The organism is Candidatus Accumulibacter propinquus (genome assembly GCF_056856495.1).
The window spans coordinates 1,581,661-1,603,076 of record NZ_JBSEHC010000003.1; the positions used below are offsets into that span (position 1 = coordinate 1,581,661).

Below are 21,416 nucleotides of genomic sequence, written 5' to 3' on the forward strand. Positions count from 1 at the left end.
TCCTGCGCGGCGGCAGATCAACGCTATTCCTATGACGGCTTTCCGAGATGGTCGCGACGCGCGCTTTTCAGGCCTTTGTGGCCATGTTGCTGAGCGCTTCGGCACTGGCCGTCGAGACCGCGGCGGTGGTCGACGCTGTGCCGCCGCCCGGCCAGCGAATCGGCGGCTGCGCGATCTTCCGCGAGGGTGGCGCAGGCTGGCTGTTGAAGGCGCCGACTTACTGGCTGAAGGGCTCGATCGTCGGCATCTCGCGCGAGCGGCGGATGGCGAATCTCTGCCCGCAGATCGGCAAGCCGGCGTCCGCTTATACTCAGGCCGACCGTCTTCGCGTGGCGGCAGCGACACCTTGCGTGCTCAAGGCGGCCGAGATCGGCGAGGTGTCCGTGATCCGCGTCCAGCTTGCCGTTGAAGCCTGGGAAACGCCGTGGTCGTCGCAGCACGGGGCCGGCGGCTGGCTTTTTCGAGGACAGTTTCTCGATCAGACGCTAAGAAAAGGGGAGATCGTGGACATCGATGCCAACTGGCTGGAACCCTGTGAGGCGGGCTCATGAGCGGCGGTCCATTGCGCGGGGTTCGCGTTCTCGACCTGACACGCCTGTTGCCCGGTCCGGTCGCCACCCTGCACCTTGCCGATATGGGGGCCGATGTGATCAAGATCGAGGATCATGGTGTCGGCGACTATGCGCGGACCCTGGGCGACGGTCCGGACGGGGTCAGCGTCTTTTATCGCAGCGTCAATCGCAACAAGCGAGGTCTGCGACTCGATCTCAAGCGCGCGCCGGGGCGCGAGGTGTTTCTGCGCCTCGCGCGGGCCGCGGACATCGTGGTCGAAAGCTTTCGGCCGGGGGTCAGCCGCAAGCTGGGCATTGACTATGAAACCCTGCGGGCGATCAATCCCGGGATCGTGTATTGCGCGATCACCGGCTACGGCCAGACCGGACCCTTGGCGAGGGCTGCCGGACACGATCTCAACTATATCGGACTGGCCGGTGTTCTCGATCAGATCGGCGTGGACGGCGGTCAGCCGGCGATTCCAAATCTGCAGATCGGTGACCTGCTGGGCGGCGCGATGACGGCCGTGATGGGCATCCTCGCGGCCTTGTTCGATGCGCAGCGCAGTGGCCAGGGGCGGTTGGTCGACGTGGCAATGAGCGAGGCCGTATTGGCGCACAATCTCTTTCCTTTTTTCGCTCTGCAGAGCGCAGGCGGGTTGCCGCAGCGCGGTGCCGACCTGCTGAGCGGTGGAGATGCGGGCTATGGGGTCTATGCCACCGCCGATGGGCGCCATATGGCGGTCGCACCACTTGAGGCGAAATTCTGGGACGTCTTTTGCGAGGCCCTGGGACGGCCTGAGTGGAAGACGCGGCATGCGGCGCGCGGCGCGGCCGCAGTGGCTTTACGTCGTGAACTCGAGGATCTTTTTGCCGGTCGCACGCAGGCCGAGTGGCGGGATTTCTTTGCTGACGTCGACTGCTGCGTGACGCCCGTGCTCGCGGTGGGTGAGGCGCTCGAACATCCGCAGTTCGTCGCACGCGCCATGGCGGTCCATGCTGACGGGGTGATGCAATACGCGCCACCGCTGAAGCTCTCCGGCTGGGTCTTTGCTGTCGACCGGGTCGCACCAGCGCCCGGCGAGCACAGCGAGGAACTGCTGCGTGAGGTCGGGTTCACCGAGGATGAAATCGTCACCCTGCGGCAGACGGCAATCATCTGAAACTGTGGGGGCTGGCGGACGGCACCAGCCTTTTCCCCTTGATCTCGCGAGTACCCGGCACATTCCACGCTCTCTGCCGCCGGGGCTGCGGGAGTTCCTACGGTTTGGGTTTGGCTTCGTCGTCGCGCGTCTGGCTGGCCTGTGTCACCGCAGTCGCGGCCTTTTGCATCTGCTCCTGCATCTGCTGCAGCATGGTCAATGGCCAAAGCGCAGCCTGCTTGAGCACTTCATTGCCGCTGCCGGCAGCAGCACTGCCGCCCTGGGCGTCGCCGGGCGTCGCCGGGCCATAACTGGTCGCCATCTGGCCCATCGCACGCACGGCGTTGAGCGTGACGCACTGCATTTCGAGACCCTGAATGGTCATCTGCAGCATCGACAGGTTCATTTTCAGCCAGCTCTCGACGGCCTTCAGGTCTTTGACCTTTTTCTCGATCTCTTCGACATCGAGGGTCGGAGTGACCATGCCCGGCAGCGAAAATCCCATGCCCCCCCACATTTTCTTGGCAAAGCTCAGGGGATCCGTTAACGAATCGTGATTGGACATCATAGTGCTCCTGTGGTGGTGGTGGAACGGTTCATGGTAGCAAAATTCCGGGGTTTCCGGCGAAGTGGCTCGACCGACGGGCCGGGAGGCGAGTCTTGTCGGCATGGATCGATGCGCGTCGTGCGGCGAGCCGCTTGATTCAGTGGCGAGGGTTGCCGGACCGGTAGCAGTAGAGACGGGTTTGCCGCGCGTCGGCGACATCGATGACATACGTGGGGGGGATGCTGGGCACCGCAAAACTGTTGCTGATCAACAGGCTTCCAGGCGGCATCTCCTGTTCGACCTTGTTCCACAAGGCGGCCATTGGCGCTGGTGACAGGAAGGCGTAAACGACATTGTAGGCGGCGAAATCGCTTCGCCACAGATCGCCCCAGCGCCAGTCGCAATTGGCCAGGCCAGCGGTGCGCAGGCGGCCAAGCAGCCAGGTCGCGGGCGCGTTTTCGACACCCGTGAAATGGGCGTCGGGACGCTCCCTGGCCAGCGGCAACAGCACGCTGCCGATCCCCGCGCCAAGATCGAGGAAACGCAGATCAGGCAGTTCGGCGGTAATTCTGGCGAGGGCTGCGGCGGTCGGACGGTTGGAAAAATAGAGCGGAACCTGTCCGCCCGCCGCCCCGCGATACACCAGCAGCAGCGTGATGAACAGCAGCAGGAACCAGCCGGGGTCGATGCCCAGCGTCGATACGCTCCAGGCCAGCGGCGCGAACAAGGCATGCATCACCCTCCACCACCAGGGTTGCCGGCTCAGGCTGGCAAGCAGCCCCGCCGCGGCGCCGATGGCGAGGGCCGTCTGTGGCCAGGGCAGCGTCTCGTTGCGGATGCCGTAGTAGGGCCACGCCAGCGATAGCACGGCGAGCGATGCCGCGAGCTGCAGGATCAGTTGGCGAATTTGCGGGCCGGGCACCGCTGGCGCGGCATCCGTGGGCTCGGGGGAGGGGACAGACAAAGGCTTGCTCCTGGAGGCTGAACGACGAATTGTAGGGCCTGCGCTCAGGGTGCGCTCGCCGGGGCGCCTGTCGCTGCCAGCAGTTGCGCCCGCAGCAGCGTCCGTCGCGAGTGAGCCTGCGACACGGACGCTGCCTTGACGTGACCAAAACCGCGAACCTGCTCCGGCACTCTCGCCAGTTCGACTGCGGTGGCCAGGGCTTCCGGCTTGAGCTGTGCGAGCAAGAGTTCGACGTCGTCCTCGTAGTCGGCAAGCAATTGCCTTTCCATTTGCCTTTCCTGGGTGTTCCGGAAAGGATCGAAGACGGTGCCGCGCAAGACCTTGAGCTGGCTCAGCCAGTGGAAGGCGGTCATCATCCATGGACCGTAGCTACGCTTGCTGATGCGGCCGGTGGCCGGGTCAGGTCTGGCGAGCAGTGGCGGGGCCAGATGGAAGCGCAGTTGGTAGTCGCCCTCGAATGCTTCGGATAATTGCTGCCGGAATGCGGGGTCGGCGTAAAGCCTGGCGACCTCGTATTCATCCTTGACCGCAAGTACCCGGAAATAACCGTCGGCGACGGCCTCGCTCAGGATCGTGGTGCGCAATGCCGATTCGGCGACGCGTACCCGTTCGACCAGGCGGCGGTAGCGTTGGGCATAACGCGCATCCTGATAGGCGGTCAGGGCCTCAACGCGGCGCGAAATGATCGTGTCGAGGTCAGTCGGGTCCCCATTTTCTGCAGCATCAGGCGCGGATCTGGTGAGGCGGTGTATGGCCTCCGGGTCGTGGGCCGCGCGCCGTCCCCAGAGGAAAGCAGTACGGTTCTGTTCCACCGCGGCCGCGTTGAGTTCGATGGCCTTGTCGATGGCCGCCAGCGACAGGGGGACGAGTCCCCGTTGCCAGGCCACGCCGAGCAGCAACAGGTTGGTGTAAAGAGAGTCACCCATCAGGCGACGGGACATCTCGGTCGTGTCCAGGAAGAGCGTATTGCCTTCGCCACAGGCCTCATTAATCTGGGTTTGCATGCGTTGTTGCGGAAACTGCCAGTCCGGATGGTGCGTAAATTCTGCGGTCGGCGTTGCGGCGACGTTGACCACCGCGCGCGTCTTGCCGGCGAGGACCTTTGACAGCGCCTCGGCGCCAGCCGTAACCACCAGGTCGCCACCGATGACCGCATGTGCTTCGCCAGTCGCGATACGTGCGGCGTGAATGTCTTCCGGCCGGTCGGCAATGCGCAGGTGAGAAAAGACGGCGCCGTATTTCTGTGCCAGGCCGGTCATGTCGAGCACCGATACGCCTTTGCCGTCCAGATGGGCGGCCATGCCGAGCAGCGCGCCGAGGGTGATCACGCCGGTGCCGCCGACGCCGGTGATCAGGACGTTGAACGGGCGCCCGGTGTCGGGCAGCAGCGGCTCGGGCAGGGTCGCAAAGAGGGTCTCGTCGGTGGCGACGGCGCGGCCACGGCGCAGGCGTCCGCCTTCGACGGTGACGAAACTGGGACAGAAACCCTTGATACAGGAAAAATCCTTGTTGCATGAGGACTGGTCAATCGCTCGCTTGCGGCCAAACTCCGTTGCGGCGGGAATCACCGACAGGCAATTGGATTGCACGCCACAGTCGCCACAGCCTTCGCAGACCGCCGTGTTGATGAACACCCGTCGCGCGGGATCGGCGAGCTTGCCGCGCTTACGCCGACGTCGCTTCTCGGTGGCGCAGGTCTGGTCATAGATCAGGATCGATACGCCGGGATGCTCGCGCAGTTCGCGCTGCACGGCATCGAGCTGGTCGCGGTGATGAACCGGCGTATGCGGCGCCAGATTCCCCACATTTCGGTATTTCGCGGGTTCGTCGGTGACCACGACGATCTTGCTGATGCCTTCTGCCTCAAGCTGACGGGTCAACTGGGCGACGCTCAGGCTGCCGTCGACCGGCTGCCCGCCGGTCATCGCGACTGCATCGTTGTAGAGAATCTTGTAGGTGATCGCCACCCCGGCGGCGACCGACTGGCGAATCGCCAGCAGCCCGGAATGGAAGTAGGTGCCGTCGCCCAGGTTGGCGAAGATGTGTTTCTCGTTGCTGAACGGTGCCTGGCCGACCCAGGTCACGCCTTCGCCGCCCATGTGGGTGAAGGTGGCGGTGCTGCGATCCATCCAGGTGACCATGTAGTGGCAGCCGATACCGGCGACGGCGCGTGAACCCGCAGGTACGCGTGTCGAGGTGTTGTGTGGACAACCCGAACAGAAGTAGGGCGTGCGCTGGATGGCTGCCGGACCGGCCGCTGGAAACTGCACCGGCGCGAGGCTTTTCTGCTTGGCTTCGAGCAGCGCCAGGCGTGCCTCGATTGCCGGCGAAGTGAAGAAGCGGCCGATGCGTGCCGCCAGCGCCCGTGCCACCTGGGCTACCGACAGTTCGCCGGCGGCCGGCAACAACCAGTCGCCATGCGTCAGATGCCCGCTGCCGGTCGGCAGCAGCGACCACTCGCCCTTTTCGTCAAACTTTCCCACGACGCGCGGACGCACATCCTCGCGCCAGTTGTAGAGCTCCTCCTTGAGCTGGTATTCGAGGAGTTGTCGCTTTTCCTCGACCACCAGGATCTCTTCGAGACCCTCGGCGAAACGACGCACGCCGTCCGCTTCGAGCGGCCAGACCATGCCCACCTTGTACAGGCGAATGCCGATCTGTGCCGCCAGTTCATCATCGATCCCCAGTTCGCCGAGCGCCTGGCGGACATCAAGATAGGCCTTGCCGGCGGTGATGATTCCCAGGCGGGCCGGGGAGGCTGGGTCGGTGCTGTCGATCACCACGCGGTTGAGCTGGTTGGCGCGGCAGTAGGCGAGCGCCGCATACAGCTTGTGGTTGAGCAGGCGGGCTTCTTGCTGCAGCGGCGGGTCCGGCCAGCGGATGTTGAGGCCGTGTGGGTCGTTCGCCGGCATCTCGAAGTCATCCGGCAGCCGGATGCATGGAGAAAGCGGGTCGATCAAGACCGAGGCCGAGGTTTCGACCGTGTCGGCTAGGGCCTTCATCACCACCCAGCATCCCGAGTAGCGGCTCATCGCCCAGCCATGCAGACCATAATCGAGGTATTCCTGGACGTTGGCCGGATACAGGACCGGCATCATTACCGCCTTGAAGACGTGCTCGGTCTGGTGCGGCAGGGTCGAGGACTTGGCCGCGTGGTCGTCGCCGGCGATGACCAGGACGCCGCCGTATCTTGCCGATCCGGCAGCATTGGCATGCCGGAAAACGTCTCCGCAGCGGTCGACACCGGGGCCCTTGCCGTACCACATGGCGAACACCCCCTGGTGCTTGGCGCCAGAAAAGAGATTGAGCTGCTGCGTGCCCCAGACGGCGGTTGCGGCGAGGTCCTCGTTGACTGCCGGCTGGAAGACGATGCGCTGGGCTTCGAGGTGCCGACCGGCCTTCCAGAGCGCCTGATCGAGCCCCCCGAGGGGGCTGCCGCGGTAACCGGAAACAAAACCAGCGGTATTCAGCCCGGCTGCCTCGTCGCGCAGGCGCTGCAGCATCGGCAGACGAACGAGGGCCTGTGTGCCACTCAGAAAAACGCGTCCCGAGGTCGCCGTATAGCGACTGTCGAGCGTTGTCGAGAGATCGCCCATCGTTTCTCCTCCCTGACTGTGGATGCTGATGATCGAGGCCCAGGCGGGCGTGCTTCCCTGCCGCCCGCGAGCCCGCCATTGCTCAGACCGCTTGCCTGGGCGCAGGTTGCGCGCTGGCGACGGGGGCGACCAAGTTCAGGCCAGCGGCAGGATCTTGCTCGGGTTGAGCGAATTGTCCGGGTCCAGCGCAGCCTTGATGGCGCGCATCACCGTCAAAGTGCCGTTGCCGACGTGGTCAAACCGGGCTATCGGCACCGATACCTGTGCGATGTCCTGATTCGTCAGATGAATGCACTCTGCCAGGCGCGAAATCAGTACGCAGACACCAGCGGGTGGCGCGGGTCGATGCACCGACGCAACGCGCCCGTATTGGGCACATACCAACTCTCCCTGTGCGAAGTGGCTTTTCAGGGTGACAACAAAGTCGTCCGGCAGTAGCAGTGTGCGGCGGGCGTTCATGGTCTGCGAGCGCTGTTTCCTGTCCAGTCTGTAAGCCGGGAATTGTGCGATTCTACGCCGTCGACTCGCAACAGGCACCGGAACCAGTAGTTTGATCTCCTGCTCCCAAGGTATAATTGGCGTCGGCTTGAAAAATCATTTGACAGTCTATTCATTGGACGTCAGAATTGTGGGTTCTTAGCCGGAGGGATACCCAAGTGGCCAACGGGATCAGACTGTAAATCTGACGGCTCTGCCTTCGAAGGTTCGAATCCTTCTCCCTCCACCACAAAACGCCGCTGTTGGTGATGCTGACTAATCGTGCTTCGGGGAATGGTTTTGCGGGTGTAGCTCAATGGTAGAGCTGAAGCCTTCCAAGCTTATGACGAGGGTTCGATTCCCTTCACCCGCTCCAGGTTGTGCGGCCGCAAAATGGTTTCAAGCTTCTCAAGCGACGCCCATGTAGCTCAGCGGTAGAGCACTCCCTTGGTAAGGGAGAGGTCGACAGTTCAATTCTGTCCATGGGCACCACCGTTTGGTGCTGCAGATTATTAACTTCTAACGTCTTGAGGTACCGGTAATGGCCAAGGGAAAATTTGAACGGACGAAGCCGCACGTCAATGTAGGAACGATTGGGCACGTGGATCACGGGAAGACCACGCTGACGGCGGCGATCACGACCATTCTGGCGAAAAAGTATGGTGGTGTGGCCAAGGCCTACGACCAGATTGACGCGGCGCCGGAGGAAAAGGCGCGCGGGATCACGATCAACACCGCGCACGTGGAGTACGAGACGGCGAAGCGCCACTACGCACACGTCGATTGCCCGGGTCACGCGGACTACATCAAGAACATGATTACCGGAGCGGCGCAGATGGACGGCGCGATCCTGGTGGTCTCGGCGGCGGACGGACCGATGCCGCAAACCCGCGAGCACATCCTGCTGGCGCGTCAGGTCGGCGTGCCGTACATCGTCGTCTATCTGAACAAGTGCGACATGGTTGACGACGCCGAACTGCTCGAACTGGTCGACATGGAAGTGCGAGAGCTGCTCTCGAAGTACGATTTTCCGGGCGACGACGTGCCGATCATCCAGGGTTCGGCGCTGAAGGCGCTGGAAGGCGACACCGGGGCGATCGGCGAAGGGTCGGTGATGGCCCTGGCGGACGCGCTGGATGCGTACATCCCGACGCCGCAGCGGGCAATCGACAAGCCGTTCCTGCTGCCGATCGAGGACGTGTTCTCGATTTCGGGGCGTGGCACGGTGGTCACCGGGCGGGTGGAGCGTGGGGTGGTCAAGGTCGGGGAAGAAGTCGAGATTGTCGGCATCCGCCCGACGGTGAAGACGATCTGCACCGGCGTGGAAATGTTCCGCAAGCTGCTCGACCAGGGTCAGGCGGGAGACAACGTAGGCGTGCTGCTGCGCGGCACCAAGCGGGACGACGTCGAGCGTGGTCAGGTGCTGGCCAAGCCGGGCTCGATCAAGCCGCACACGCACTTCACCGGTGAAGTTTACTGTCTGTCGAAAGAAGAAGGGGGCCGTCACACGCCGTTCTTCAACAACTACCGCCCGCAGTTCTACTTCCGCACGACGGACGTGACCGGCGCCATCGCCATGCCGGAAGGCGTCGAGATGGTCATGCCCGGTGACAACGTGCAGATGACGGTCAAGCTGATTTCACCGATCGCCATGGAGGAAGGGCTGCGCTTCGCGATTCGCGAAGGCGGTCGTACCGTCGGCGCCGGCGTGGTTGCCAAAATCATCGAGTAGTCCAGTTCGGGTACTACAGCACCGGCTCCAGTCGGAGCCGGTGTGGTTTCTGCTGCAGGGGCATAGCTCAACTGGCAGAGCGTCGGTCTCCAAAACCGAAGGTTGGGGGTTCGATTCCCTCTGCCCCTGCCATATCAGTAAGAAGTAAACAAAGCGGACGAGATGGCCGATAAGTTCAAGTTTGCGTTAGCGGTACTGCTGCTTGTGGCCGGCGTCGCTGGCTTCTATCTGCTCGCCGAGCAGGCAATGATCCTGCGTGTCCTGGTCGTCCTGGCCGGCGCAGCACTGGCTGCTGCGGCTGCGTGGCAGACCGAGCAGGGGCGCCGTTTCTTCGACTTCGCAAGAGAAGCGTCTGCCGAAGCGAGAAAGGTGGTCTGGCCTTCACGAAAAGAAACCGTGCAGACAACGGGCCTGGTTTTCGCCTTCGTTGTGGTGATGGCCGTATTTCTCTGGTTGACCGACAAGAGCCTTGAGTGGCTGCTGTATGACCTGGTTCTTGGTTGGAGAAAGCTATGAGCATGCGCTGGTATGTGGTACACGCCTATTCCGGTTTCGAGAAAAGCGTGCAGCGCGCCTTGGCCGAACGTATTCAGCGGCAGTCCATGCAGCATGCCTTTGGTCGCATCCTGGTTCCGGTAGAAGAGGTTGTCGAACTCAAGATGGGCCAGAAAAGCATCTCCGAGCGCAAGTTCTTCCCTGGCTATGTGCTGGTGGAAATGGAGATGAATGACGATTCCTGGCATCTGGTCAAGAGTACCCCTAAGGTGACGGGTTTTGTCGGTGGCACGGCCAACAAGCCAACGCCGATTTCCGAGAAGGAAGTCGATAAGATCATGCAGCAAATGCAGGATGGTGTCGATAAGCCTCGCCCCAAGTTTCTTTTCGAACCAGGCGAAGTCGTTCGCGTCAAGGAAGGGCCGTTCGCCGATTTCCATGGCGCAGTCGAACAGGTGAACTACGAAAAGAATCGTCTGCGCGTGTCGGTAACGATTTTCGGTCGCCCGACACCGGTGGAGCTGGAGTTCGGGCAAGTCGAGAAGGCCTGATCCTGAAACTGGGTTGCGGTGCGTGGTGTTGTCGACGCGCCGCAATAGTGCGGCTTCCTGGCCGCGTTTGTCGTTTGGGGAGCGCTGTCGCGAGCGCGTTTGCACCCGCCTAGAGGAGTAATAGCGTGGCAAAGAAGATTATCGGCTATATCAAGCTGCAAGTGCCGGCGGGGAAGGCGAATCCGTCGCCTCCTATCGGTCCGGCGCTGGGTCAGCGCGGTCTGAACATCATGGAGTTCTGCAAAACCTTCAACGCCCAGACACAAGGGCTGGAGCCAGGTTTGCCGATTCCCGTGGTGATCACCGCTTTTGCCGACAAGAGTTTTACCTTCATCATGAAGACGCCGCCGGCGACCGTGCTGATTAAAAAGGCGATCGGTATTCAGAAGGGCAGTGCCAAGCCTCATACCGCCAAGGTTGGCGTGCTGACCCGGGCCCAGTGCGAAGCCATTGCCACCCAGAAGATGCCCGACCTGACGGCGGCGGACATGGAGGCTGCGGTTCGGACGATCATTGGCAGTGCCCGAACCATGGGCGTCACGGTGGAGGGCGTCTGAGATGGCAACGCTGAGCAAACGTCAAAAGGCCCTCAAGGGCAAGATCGACCATAACAAGAGTTATCCCGTTGCCGAGGCGCTGAAACTGAGCAAGGAGTTCGCGCTGGCGAAGTTCGACGAATCGATTGATGTCGCGGTCTGCCTCGGTGTCGATCCACGCAAGTCCGATCAGATCGTACGTGGGTCGGTGGTCCTGCCGGCAGGCACCGGCAAGACCATTCGCGTGGCCGTCTTCGCGCAGGGCGAAAAGGCAGCTGCAGCCAAGGCTGCCGGTGCGGATATCGTCGGCTTCGAGGACCTTGCAGCCGAGATCAAATCCGGGGTGATCAATTTCGACCGGGTGATTGCAACCCCGGACGCCATGCGCGTGGTCGGTCAATTGGGTCAGATTCTGGGTCCGCGTGGCCTGATGCCGAACCCGAAAGTGGGCACGGTCACGATGGATGTGGTTACCGCAGTCCAGAATGCCAAGGCTGGCCAGGTCCAGTACCGTACCGACAAGGGCGGGATCATCCACAGCACCATCGGTCGTGCTTCATTCGACAGCGACAAACTGGCGCTGAACCTGAAGGCCCTGCTCGATGCGCTGATCAAGGCCAAGCCGGCAACCTCCAAGGGGCAGTATGTGAAGCGGGTGGCATTGTCGAGCACGATGGGGCCGGGTGTGCGCGTGGACGCTTCCACGCTGTAGCAGAGAGCAGCACCGGGCGGCGCCGATGCGCTTGGCCGGGTAACGAACTTTGTTGGGTTATCGGCCGCTCCTTACTGGTGTGTCGATGGATCGTCAAAGACCGCAGGTGTCGAAGGTTGTCGCCAGAGGCTTAAGCGTGCAAGCGGCCTGCGTAGACGGTGCGCCCCGAAAAGGATTGCGCAGTAGAAGAGCCCTTGTGCCCCTCGCTGCAACTCCTGATCAAGGTCGCCGTGGGTGCGGCGCATCGTGCCGATGCGTCGTGTGTTGACTTGATGGGAGGAAAGGCTTGTGGGTCTCAATCTTGATGAAAAGAAAGTCGTCGTGGCCGAAGTCTCGGCCAGGGTGGCGAGTGCCCAGACGATAGTATTGGCTGAGTACAGCGGTTTGCCGGTGGCCCACCTGACCCGTCTGCGGGCGCAGGCGCGTGCCGCGGGTGTTTACCTTCGGGTGATGAAGAACACCCTGGTCAGGCGAGCGGTCGAGGGTACGGCGTTTGCCGGCTTGGCCGAGCAGATGACCGGACCGTTGATTTACAGTATCTCGGATGATCCGGTTGCCGCGGCAAAGGTACTCAACGACTTTGCAAAAACCAATGACAAACTGGTGCTGAAGGCTGGCAGCTTTGCTGGCGATCTTCTGGACAAGGCCGGTGTGCAGGCGCTTGCGTCGATTCCAAGTCGCAACGAACTGCTCGCTCAGTTGCTGGGCATCATGCAGGCGCCGGTGACCGGTTTTGCCTGCGCTCTTGCAGCTTTGGCCAAACAGCGAGAAGAAGAAGCAGAAGCAGTTTCCTGATCGCTCTGTCGGTTTTTTTCAGTATTCAGTATTCGGATTTAGGAGTGAAGTGAAGATGGCTATTACCAAAGAAGACATCCTCGACGCCGTCGGCGCGATGACTGTCATGGAACTGAACGATCTGGTCAAAGCGTTCGAAGAGAAGTTTGGCGTATCTGCCGCCTCGATGGCCGTCGCCGCGACCGGTGCGGCGGCACCGGTGGTTGAGGAACAGACCGAATTCACCGTGTTGCTTGCCAGTTTCGGTGAGAAGAAGGTCGAAGTGATCAAGGTCGTTCGCGCAGCGACCGGACTTGGCCTCAAGGAAGCGAAGGATCTCGTCGACAGCGCGCCGAAAGCCGTCAAGGAGGGAATTTCGAAAGCCGATGCGGAATCGCTCAAGAAACTCCTTGAGGACGCCGGAGCAAAGGTCGAAATCAAGTAATCCCGGTTCAGCACGCTGGGCTGACAGCCTTTCGGCGGTCAGCCCTTTTGTGCTTTTCCGGAATCCGCTTTGCGTCCGCCGATGGTGTGGTGGGCGTACTGCGGGTGCAGCGTGCAAACGCAAGTGCGAGTAGCGAAGGTCGAGCGGGTGTTCGACGGCGTTGCGCTCAGCTAATCCCATTGCGTTTGTCCGTTGCGGGCCGGCGGCTTTTTTGTCAACGCCGGTGCGCTAGAGGATTTGCCTTCTGAGTTCGGAGCGAACATGACCTACTCCTACACCGAGAAAAAGCGTATCCGCAAGAGCTTCGCCAAGCGCACCAGCGTTCTTGACGTTCCGTTCTTGCTGGCGACACAGCTTGAGTCCTTTTCTGCGTTCCTGCAGGCCAGTGTGCCACCGGCTCAGCGCAAGAACCAGGGCTTGCAGGCAGCCTTTTCCTCGATTTTTCCGATCGTCAGTCACAGCGGCAATGCCCGCCTGGAGTTTGTCAGCTTTACGCTTTCCGACCCCGCCTTCGATGTCACCGAGTGCCAGCAGCGCGGCCTGACCTTCGCCTCGGCCTTGCGGGCCAAGGTTCGTCTGGTCATTCTGGATCGCGAAGCGCCTGACACGATCAAGGAAGTCAAGGAGCAGGAGGTCTATATGGGTGAGATCCCGCTGATGACCTCGACGGGCTCGTTTGTCATCAATGGCACCGAACGGGTCATCGTCTCGCAGCTTCACCGCTCGCCGGGAGTGTTCTTCGAGCATGACCGTGGCAAGACGCACAGCTCTGGCAAGTTACTCTTCTCGGCGCGGGTGATTCCTTACCGCGGATCCTGGCTGGATTTCGAGTTCGACCCGAAGGATCTTCTGTTTTTCCGGGTCGATCGCCGCCGCAAGATGCCGGTGACAACCCTGCTCAAGGCGATTGGTTTGACGCCACAGCGCATCCTGCGCGAGTTCTTCGAATTCGACACCTTCTATCTCGGCCGCAAGGTGATCGAGTTTGCGCTGGTTCCGGAGCGCCTGCGCGGCGAGGTTGCACGCTTTGACTTCAACGATCCTTCAGGAAAACTGATTGTCGCCAAGGACAAGCGGGTTACCGCCAAGCACATTCGCGAACTCGACGCTGCCGGAATCAAGCAGGTGCCGGTGCCCGATGACTTTCTCATCGGTCGGGTGATCGGAGAGGATATCATCGACCAGGGTAGCGGCGAGATCCTGGCCAATGCCAACGACGAGATTACCGAAACCTTGCTGGCGAAGCTCGTGGAGGCAGGGGTTGACTCGTTGCACACGCTGTACATCAATGACCTCGACCGTGGTGGCTTCATTTCGCAGACCCTGCGCGCCGACGAGACGGTGTCGCGTCAAGCGGCGCGCATCGCCATCTACCGAATGATGCGACCGGGCGAACCGCCGACCGAAGAGGCCGTCGAAATCCTCTTCAATGGCTTGTTCTACTCCGATGATCGCTACGATCTGTCGGCGGTGGGTCGCATGAAGTTCAACCGCCGCGTCGCCCGCAAGGCAGTGGTCGAACACAAGCTGATGGTCAAGCATGTGCCGTCCAAGCGCGAGGGGATCGTCAAGCTGGTCAACGAAGCGGTCGGTGATCCCGTAGCGGCGGTCGAGCAAGTCATTGCCGAGTTGGGCTATGGGCCGCGCGCGGTGGCCGAGAATCTGACCGAAGAGGCAGCCCTGGCCTTGTTTGAACAGCTCAAGGCAGTGGGTGTGGCCGGAGAGGTGCGCGAGCAACTGACGTTGTCGCCGCGTGATATCGTCGAAGTAATCAAGTTGCTCGTCGAGTTGCGCAATGGTCGCGGCGAAATCGATGATATCGATCACTTGGGTAACCGCCGCGTGCGCTCGGTTGGCGAACTGGCGGAGAACCAGTTCCGCGCCGGGTTGGTACGCGTCGAGCGTGCGGTCAAGGAGCGCCTCTCACAGGCCGAGTCGGACAATCTCATGCCGCACGATTTGATCAACGCCAAGCCGATCAGCGCTGCGGTCAGGGAGTTTTTCGGCTCCAGCCAGCTATCCCAGTTCATGGACCAGACCAACCCACTGTCGGAGATTACCCACAAGCGCCGTGTTTCGGCCCTTGGTCCGGGTGGCCTGACACGGGAACGTGCGGGCTTTGAAGTGCGCGACGTGCATCCCACGCACTATGGTCGGGTTTGCCCGATCGAAACGCCGGAAGGCCCGAACATCGGGTTGATCAACTCGCTGGCACTGTACGCTCGTACCAACGAATACGGCTTCCTTGAAACCCCCTACCGGAAAGTGCTTGATGGCCGAGTGACCGACCAGATCGAGTATCTGTCGGCGATTGAGGAGGGTGCGTACATCATCGCCCAGGCCAACTCCAATCTTGGCGATGCGGGGGTGTTGACCGACCAGTTGGTTACCTGTCGAGAGAAGGGGGAAACCATCCTCGCAGAGCCGGCACGCGTCCAGTACATGGATGTGGCGCCCAGCCAGATCGTATCGGTTGCCGCTTCCCTGATTCCGTTCCTGGAGCATGACGACGCCAACCGTGCGCTGATGGGGGCCAACATGCAGCGCCAGGCGGTGCCCTGTCTGCGCCCGGAAAAGCCGCTGGTGGGAACCGGCATCGAGCGCACCGTGGCGGTGGATTCGGGTACCGCGGTGCAGGCGCTGCGTGGTGGGTTGGTCGATTACGTTGATGCTTCGCGGGTCGTGGTACGTGTCAATGACGATGAAACCGGGCCGGGCGAGGTCGGGGTCGACATCTACAACCTGGTCAAGTACACACGTTCCAATCAGAACACCAATATCAATCAGCGGCCGCTGGTTCGCGTCGGCGACCACATCGCCAAAGGGGATGTGGTCGCCGACGGGGCATCGACCGACAAGGGTGAACTGGCGCTTGGCCAGAACATGCTCGTCGCTTTCATGCCATGGAACGGCTACAACTTCGAGGATTCGATTTTGATCTCCGAGCGGGTGGTCGCCGAGGATCGCTTTACCTCGATCCACATCGAGGAACTGACGGTCGTTGCGCGCGACACCAAACTTGGACCGGAGGAAATCACTCGCGACATCGCTTCTCTGGGTGAGTCGCAACTCTCACGGCTTGACGAGTCGGGGATTGTCTACATCGGTGCCGAAGTCGAGGCCGGTGACGTGCTGGTGGGCAAGGTGACTCCCAAGGGTGAAACACAACTGACCCCGGAAGAGAAACTGTTGCGGGCGATCTTCGGTGAGAAGGCGTCCGATGTGAAGGACACCTCGCTGCGCGTGCAATCGGGCATCTCGGGGACGGTGATTGATGTTCAGGTCTTTACCCGTGAGGGCATCGAGCGTGACAAGCGGGCGCAGTCGATCATTGACGACCACCTGCGCAGCTACAAACTTGACCTTGCCGACCAGTTGCGGATCGTCGAGCGCGACGCATTTGCCCGTGCCGAGCGGATGATTGTCGGCAAGCCGGCGAACGGCGGGCCGAAGCGGCTGGCCAAGGGTACGCTGGTGGCGCAGGACTACCTCGACGGTCTCGACCCGCATCATTGGTTCGATATCCGAATGGCGGACGAAGATGTTGCGCAGCAACTGGAGTCACTGCGCGAGGGCCTGGAACAGACCCGCAAGGGCTTCGACGTGGCCTTCGAGGAGAAGCGCAAGAAGCTGACACAAGGCGACGAATTGCCACCTGGTGTTCAGAAAATGGTCAAGGTGTATGTCGCGGTCAAGCGTCGCCTGCAGGCGGGCGACAAGATGGCTGGACGGCATGGCAACAAGGGGGTTGTTTCGCGCATCGTGCCGGTCGAGGACATGCCGTACATGGCTGACGGGCGACCCGTAGACATCGTGCTCAACCCGCTTGGGGTGCCCTCGCGGATGAACGTGGGACAGATTCTCGAGGTCCATCTGGGGCTGGCTGCCAAAGGCCTGGGCTTCAAGATCGGCGAAATGTTGCGTCGACAGGCGACAGCCAGGGAAGTGCGAGGGTTTCTCGACGAGATTTACAACAGTACCGGCAAGCCTGAAGAACTCGATCAGCTTAATGACGCTGAGATCCTTGAAATGGCGGGCAACCTTGAGGCTGGCGTACCCTTTGCGACGCCGGTTTTCGACGGGGCGAAGGAGTCGGAAATCAAGTCCGTGCTGGCCCTCGCGGGCATGCCGCAATCCGCGCAGATGACGCTTTTCGATGGTCGTACCGGTGAGCAGTTCGAGCGCCAGGTCACGGTGGGATACATGCACGTACTGAAGCTGCATCACCTGGTCGATGACAAGATGCACGCCCGTTCGACCGGACCGTACTCGCTGGTGACCCAGCAGCCATTGGGCGGCAAGGCGCAGTTCGGCGGCCAGCGTTTCGGCGAGATGGAGGTCTGGGCACTCGAGGCCTATGGTGCTTCCTACGTGTTGCAGGAGATGCTGACCGTCAAGTCAGATGACGTCAACGGCCGCACCAAGGTATATGAGAACATCGTCAAGGGTGATCACAAGATCGACGCCGGCATGCCGGAGTCCTTCAACGTGCTGGTCAAGGAAATTCGTTCGCTGGCGATCGATATCGACCTCGAACGTTTCTGATTGTTTTGCCGAGGGGTTGAGGAGGAACCTGAATCCTCCTGCCTGATGGCTCTGCACCCCTGACACCCCACTCCTTACTGGAGCAAGAGATGAAAGCATTGCTGGATTTGTTTAGACAGGTGACGCAGGAAGAGCAGTTCGATGCGATCACCATTGGCCTTGCCTCGCCGGACAAGATCCGCTCGTGGTCTTACGGCGAAGTGAAGAAGCCGGAGACGATCAATTACAGGACCTTCAAGCCGGAGCGTGACGGTCTGTTCTGCGCCAAGATTTTTGGTCCGATCAAGGACTACGAGTGTCTTTGCGGCAAATACAAGCGGCTCAAGCATCGTGGCGTCATTTGCGAGAAATGTGGCGTCGAAGTGACGCTGGCCAAGGTCCGTCGCGAACGGATGGCGCACATCGAACTGGCCAGTCCGGTTGCTCACATCTGGTTCCTGAAGAGCCTGCCGAGCCGCCTCGGCATGGTGCTCGACATGACCCTGCGCGACATCGAACGGGTGCTTTACTTCGAGGCCTTCGTGGTCTTCGACCCGGGTATGACGCCGTTGGCGCGTGGCCAGTTGCTGACCGAGGATGACTACCTGGCCAAGGTCGAGGAGTACGGCGATGACTTCTACGCCGCGATGGGCGCGGAAGGCATACGCGAATTGTTGCGGTCCATCGATTTGGGGCGCGAAGTCGAAACGTTGCGCTCGGAACTGGAAACGACCACTTCGGAAACCAAAAGCAAGAAATTTTCCAAGCGCCTCAAGATTCTGGAGGGCTTTCAGAAGTCGGGGATCAAGCCCGAATGGATGGTGCTTGAAGTTCTGCCGGTTCTGCCGCCAGACCTGCGTCCGCTGGTGCCCCTGGACGGGGGGCGTTTTGCGACCTCCGATCTCAATGATCTCTACCGCCGCGTGATCAACCGCAACAACCGCCTGAAGCGCCTCCTCGAACTGAAAGCGCCAGAAATCATCGTGCGCAACGAGAAGCGCATGCTTCAGGAGGCGGTGGATTCTCTGCTCGACAACGGACGTCGTGGCAAGGCGATGACTGGCGCCAACAAGCGCCCTCTCAAGTCGCTGGCCGACATGATCAAGGGCAAGGGAGGTCGTTTCCGCCAGAACCTGCTCGGCAAGCGTGTGGACTACTCGGGGCGGTCGGTGATCGTGGTTGGACCCCAGCTCAAGCTGCATCAGTGTGGCTTGCCCAAGCTGATGGCGCTGGAGTTGTTCAAGCCTTTCATTTTCAACCGTCTCGAAGTCATGGGCCTGGCCACGACCATCAAGCAGGCCAAGAAAATGGTCGAGACACAGGAGGCGGTGGTCTGGGACATCCTGGAAGAAGTGATTCGCGAACATCCGATCATGCTCAACCGTGCGCCCACGCTGCACCGTCTGGGTATTCAGGCGTTCGAACCGACTTTGATCGAAGGCAAGGCCATCCAGTTGCATCCGCTGGTGTGCGCAGCCTTCAATGCCGACTTCGATGGTGACCAGATGGCGGTGCATGTGCCCTTGTCGCTCGAAGCCCAAATGGAAGCGCGTACGCTGATGCTGGCGTCGAACAATGTTTTGTCGCCGGCGAACGGCGAGCCGATTATCGTTCCGTCGCAGGATATCGTTCTCGGCCTCTACTACGCCACTCGCGAGCGGATCAATGCCAAAGGGGAGGGTATGTTGTTCCCCGACCTGGCGGAGGTCACCCGCGCGATGCAGGCCGGCGAGCTGGACATCCATGCCAGAATTTCAGTGCGAATCACCGAGTACGAGAGTGACGGCGAAAGCGGTTGGCAGCAGAAGATCACGCGCTACAACACCACGGCCGGGCGTGCCTTGCTCTCCGAAATCCTGCCGAAGGGCCTGCCTTTCAGCCTGATCGACAAGAGCCTCAAGAAAAAGGAAATCTCGAAGCTGATCAACGCTGCCTTCCGCCGCTGCGGCCTGAAGGAGACCGTCGTCTTTGCCGACAAGCTGATGCAGAACGGCTACCGCCTGGCCACCCGCGCCGGCATCTCGATCTGCTCAGACGACATGCTGGTGCCGGCGCAGAAGCGCGAGATCATTGCGGCTGCCGAAGAAGAGGTCAAGGAAATCGAGAACCAGTACACCAACGGTCTGGTGACCAACGGTGAACGTTACAACAAGGTCGTCGATATCTGGGGGCGCACCGGTGACCAGGTCGCCAAGGTGATGATGGACCAGCTCGGGCACGTCGAAGTCACCAACCGCCACGGCGAGAAGGAGAAACAGGAGTCCTTCAACTCGATCTTCATGATGGCCGATTCCGGTGCGCGCGGTTCCGCGGCGCAGATTCGCCAGTTGGCCGGCATGCGTGGCCTGATGGCCAAGCCTGACGGGTCGATCATCGAAACACCGATCACCACCAACTTCCGCGAAGGGCTGAACGTTCTCCAATACTTCATCTCTACCCACGGGGCCCGCAAGGGCCTGGCCGATACCGCCCTGAAAACCGCCAACTCGGGTTACCTGACAAGGCGTCTGGTCGATGTCACGCAGGACCTCGTCGTGATCGAGGAGGATTGCGGAACCAGCAACGGCGTGACCATGAAAGCCTTGATTGAAGGTGGCGAAGTCATTGAGGCTTTGCGCGAGCGCATCCTCGGGCGCGTGACCGCCTCTGATGTGGTGAACCCGGATACTCAGGAGACGGTCATCGAGCAGGGCACGCTGATCAGTGAGGACCACTGCGACGTGATCGACCAGTTGGGGGTCGACGAAGTCAAGGCACGTACGCCGCTGACCTGCGAGACACGCTATGGTCTTTGCGCCAAGTGCTATGGTCGCGACCTTGGCCGTGGTACGCCGGTCAATGTCGGCGAAGCGGTCGGGGTGATTGCCGCGCAGTCGATTGGCGAGCCTGGCACGCAGTTGACCATGCGCACCTTTCACGTCGGGGGGGCCGCGTCGCGGGCGGCGGTTGCGAGCCATGTCGAGACACGCAGCGCCGGCGTGGTCCGCTTCACGGCGACGATGCGCTACGTCACCAGTGCCAAGGGAGAGAAGATCGTCATCACGCGCTCGGGCGAGGTGCTGATCACTGACGACAACGGTCGCGAGCGGGAGAAGCACAAGGTGCCCTATGGGGCGACCCTGCAGGTGGCCGACGCTCAGGCGGTCAAGGCTGGAGCGCGCCTGGCGAGTTGGGATCCACACACGCGTCCGATCATCGCCGAATACTCGGGTCTGGTGAAGTTCGAAAACGTCGAGGAAGGGGTGACCGTCGCCAAGCAGATCGACGAAGTGACGGGACTTTCGACGCTGGTGGTGATTGACCCGAAGCGCGGTGGCAAGGCGCCAAGCAAGGGGCTGCGCCCGCAGGTGCGGTTGTTCGACGCCGCTGGCGAAGAAGTCAAGATGCACGGCAGCGATCACGCGGTGACCATCACCTTCCAGGTTGGCGCGATTATCAACGTCCTGGATGGCCAACAGATCTCGGTCGGCGACGTGCTGGCGCGTCTGCCACAGGAATCTGCGAAGACCCGCGACATTACCGGGGGTCTGCCGCGCGTCGCGGAACTTTTCGAGGCGCGCACGCCCAAGGACGCAGGCATGCTGGCGGAGTACACCGGCACCATGTCATTCGGCAAGGACACCAAGGGCAAGCAGCGGCTGGTCATTACCGATCTTGACGGCGCGACACACGAATACCTCATTCTCAAGGACAAGCACGTTCTGGTGCATGATGGACAGGTGGTGAACAAGGGGGAGTCGATCGTCGACGGCGCGCCGGACCCGCACGACATTTTGCGGTTGCTGGGCGTCGAAGCACTGGCCATCTACATCACTGATGAGGTCCAGGACGTGTACCGCCTGCAGGGTGTCAAGATCAACGACAAGCACATTGAGGTGATCGTTCGTCAGATGCTGCGCAGGGTCAATGTGGTGGACCCTGGCGACACCAAATTCATCAAAGGGGAACAGGTCGAACGTGCGCATCTGCTCGACGAAAACGATCGCATGCACGCTGAAGGCAAGCTCCCTGCGACTTACGAGCACGTGTTGCTGGGAATCACCAAAGCCTCCTTGTCTACCGATTCGTTCATCTCTGCGGCCTCTTTCCAGGAAACCACCCGCGTTCTGACCGAAGCGGCGATCATGGGCAAGCGCGACGAATTGCGTGGTCTCAAGGAGAATGTCATTGTCGGCCGTCTGATACCGGCAGGTACCGGTCTTGCCTATCACACCACCCGCAAGAAGAACGTGGCTGGCGAGGATATTGCTGCCGGGAGCTCTCTGCTGGCCGAGGACGAACCGGTACCGAGCATGGAGAGCGCTCAGGATGCCCCAGTGGCTTGACTTGGAGCGTAATAGACCATAGAATCGCCGGTCTTTGTCGCCAAC

14 protein-coding genes, 4 tRNA genes and 1 pseudogene are annotated in these 21,416 nt (G+C 61.2%); 15 read left to right on the forward strand and 4 right to left on the reverse strand.

Annotated elements, in window-relative coordinates; all coding sequences use genetic code 11:
* Positions 1-47: 47 nt before the first annotated feature.
* Positions 48-551 carry a hypothetical protein gene (locus AC15MQ_RS13055; protein WP_483080349.1) on the forward strand — a complete coding sequence of 168 codons (504 nt, stop codon included), beginning with the start codon at positions 48-50 and terminating at the stop codon, positions 549-551.
* Positions 548-1,714, forward strand: a complete 1,167-nt coding sequence (locus AC15MQ_RS13060) for a CaiB/BaiF CoA transferase family protein (RefSeq protein WP_287670479.1) — start codon at positions 548-550, stop codon at positions 1,712-1,714. The genes AC15MQ_RS13055 and AC15MQ_RS13060 overlap by 4 nt, the downstream gene beginning before the upstream one ends.
* 97 nt (positions 1,715-1,811) lie before the next feature.
* Here the strand turns inward: AC15MQ_RS13060 and AC15MQ_RS13065 are convergent, their stop codons facing one another.
* The 4 genes from AC15MQ_RS13065 to AC15MQ_RS13080 all read right to left on the reverse strand — a co-directional run bounded on the left by AC15MQ_RS13065 (position 1,812) and on the right by AC15MQ_RS13080 (position 7,259).
* Positions 1,812-2,258: a PhaM family polyhydroxyalkanoate granule multifunctional regulatory protein gene (locus AC15MQ_RS13065; protein ID WP_287652062.1), complete on the reverse strand. Its 447-nt coding sequence runs from the start codon at positions 2,256-2,258 to the stop codon at positions 1,812-1,814.
* Between the two features lie 139 nt (positions 2,259-2,397).
* Positions 2,398-3,204 carry a class I SAM-dependent methyltransferase gene (locus tag AC15MQ_RS13070; protein WP_287652061.1) on the reverse strand — a complete coding sequence of 269 codons (807 nt, stop codon included), beginning with the start codon at positions 3,202-3,204 and terminating at the stop codon, positions 2,398-2,400.
* 44 nt (positions 3,205-3,248) lie between these two features.
* The gene (locus AC15MQ_RS13075; RefSeq protein WP_483080350.1) at positions 3,249-6,800 is read right to left on the reverse strand and encodes an indolepyruvate ferredoxin oxidoreductase family protein; all 3,552 of its coding nucleotides are present in this window, start codon (positions 6,798-6,800) and stop codon (positions 3,249-3,251) included.
* Between the two features lie 135 nt (positions 6,801-6,935).
* Positions 6,936-7,259: an FAD-linked oxidase C-terminal domain-containing protein gene (locus AC15MQ_RS13080; protein WP_483080351.1), complete on the reverse strand. Its 324-nt coding sequence runs from the start codon at positions 7,257-7,259 to the stop codon at positions 6,936-6,938.
* Positions 7,260-7,442: 183 nt separating this feature from the next.
* On the opposite strand from AC15MQ_RS13080, the gene AC15MQ_RS13085 reads away from it, so the two are divergent.
* The 13 genes and pseudogenes from AC15MQ_RS13085 to rpoC all read left to right on the forward strand — a co-directional run bounded on the left by AC15MQ_RS13085 (position 7,443) and on the right by rpoC (position 21,371).
* Positions 7,443-7,527: transfer RNA gene (locus tag AC15MQ_RS13085), tRNA-Tyr, on the forward strand.
* 52 nt (positions 7,528-7,579) lie between these two features.
* Positions 7,580-7,653 (forward strand) — tRNA-Gly (locus AC15MQ_RS13090).
* A gap of 41 nt (positions 7,654-7,694) precedes the next feature.
* Positions 7,695-7,769, forward strand: a tRNA-Thr gene (locus tag AC15MQ_RS13095).
* A gap of 49 nt (positions 7,770-7,818) precedes the next feature.
* Positions 7,819-9,009, forward strand: coding sequence for an elongation factor Tu (gene tuf, locus AC15MQ_RS13100; protein WP_287652047.1), 1,191 nt, complete (start codon positions 7,819-7,821; stop codon positions 9,007-9,009).
* Positions 9,010-9,065: 56 nt separating this feature from the next.
* Positions 9,066-9,141: transfer RNA gene (locus AC15MQ_RS13105), tRNA-Trp, on the forward strand.
* 9 nt (positions 9,142-9,150) lie between these two features.
* Positions 9,151-9,525 (forward strand): annotated as a pseudogene (gene secE / locus AC15MQ_RS13110) (preprotein translocase subunit SecE); the annotation flags it as partial.
* Positions 9,522-10,055 (forward strand): transcription termination/antitermination protein NusG, encoded by a 534-nt coding sequence (nusG, locus tag AC15MQ_RS13115; RefSeq protein ID WP_287652057.1) that lies wholly within the window; start codon positions 9,522-9,524, stop codon positions 10,053-10,055. The pseudogene secE and the gene nusG, both read left to right, overlap by 4 nt.
* 125 nt (positions 10,056-10,180) lie before the next feature.
* Entirely contained in the window at positions 10,181-10,612 is a 432-nt protein-coding gene (gene rplK, locus AC15MQ_RS13120) for a 50S ribosomal protein L11 (RefSeq protein WP_287652056.1), read from the forward strand.
* A gap of 1 nt (position 10,613) precedes the next feature.
* Positions 10,614-11,303, forward strand: coding sequence for a 50S ribosomal protein L1 (gene rplA / locus AC15MQ_RS13125; RefSeq protein WP_287652055.1), 690 nt, complete (start codon positions 10,614-10,616; stop codon positions 11,301-11,303).
* Between the two features lie 288 nt (positions 11,304-11,591).
* Positions 11,592-12,098: a 50S ribosomal protein L10 gene (gene rplJ, locus AC15MQ_RS13130; protein ID WP_287652054.1), complete on the forward strand. Its 507-nt coding sequence runs from the start codon at positions 11,592-11,594 to the stop codon at positions 12,096-12,098.
* Positions 12,099-12,153: 55 nt separating this feature from the next.
* Positions 12,154-12,522: a 50S ribosomal protein L7/L12 gene (gene rplL / locus AC15MQ_RS13135; protein ID WP_287652053.1), complete on the forward strand. Its 369-nt coding sequence runs from the start codon at positions 12,154-12,156 to the stop codon at positions 12,520-12,522.
* A 261-nt stretch (positions 12,523-12,783) separates the two neighbouring features.
* Positions 12,784-17,067, forward strand: coding sequence for a DNA-directed RNA polymerase subunit beta (gene rpoB, locus AC15MQ_RS13140; RefSeq protein ID WP_287652052.1), 4,284 nt, complete (start codon positions 12,784-12,786; stop codon positions 17,065-17,067).
* An 89-nt stretch (positions 17,068-17,156) separates the two neighbouring features.
* Positions 17,157-21,371, forward strand: coding sequence for a DNA-directed RNA polymerase subunit beta' (rpoC, locus tag AC15MQ_RS13145; RefSeq protein ID WP_287652051.1), 4,215 nt, complete (start codon positions 17,157-17,159; stop codon positions 21,369-21,371).
* The last annotated feature ends 45 nt before the right edge of the window (positions 21,372-21,416 follow it).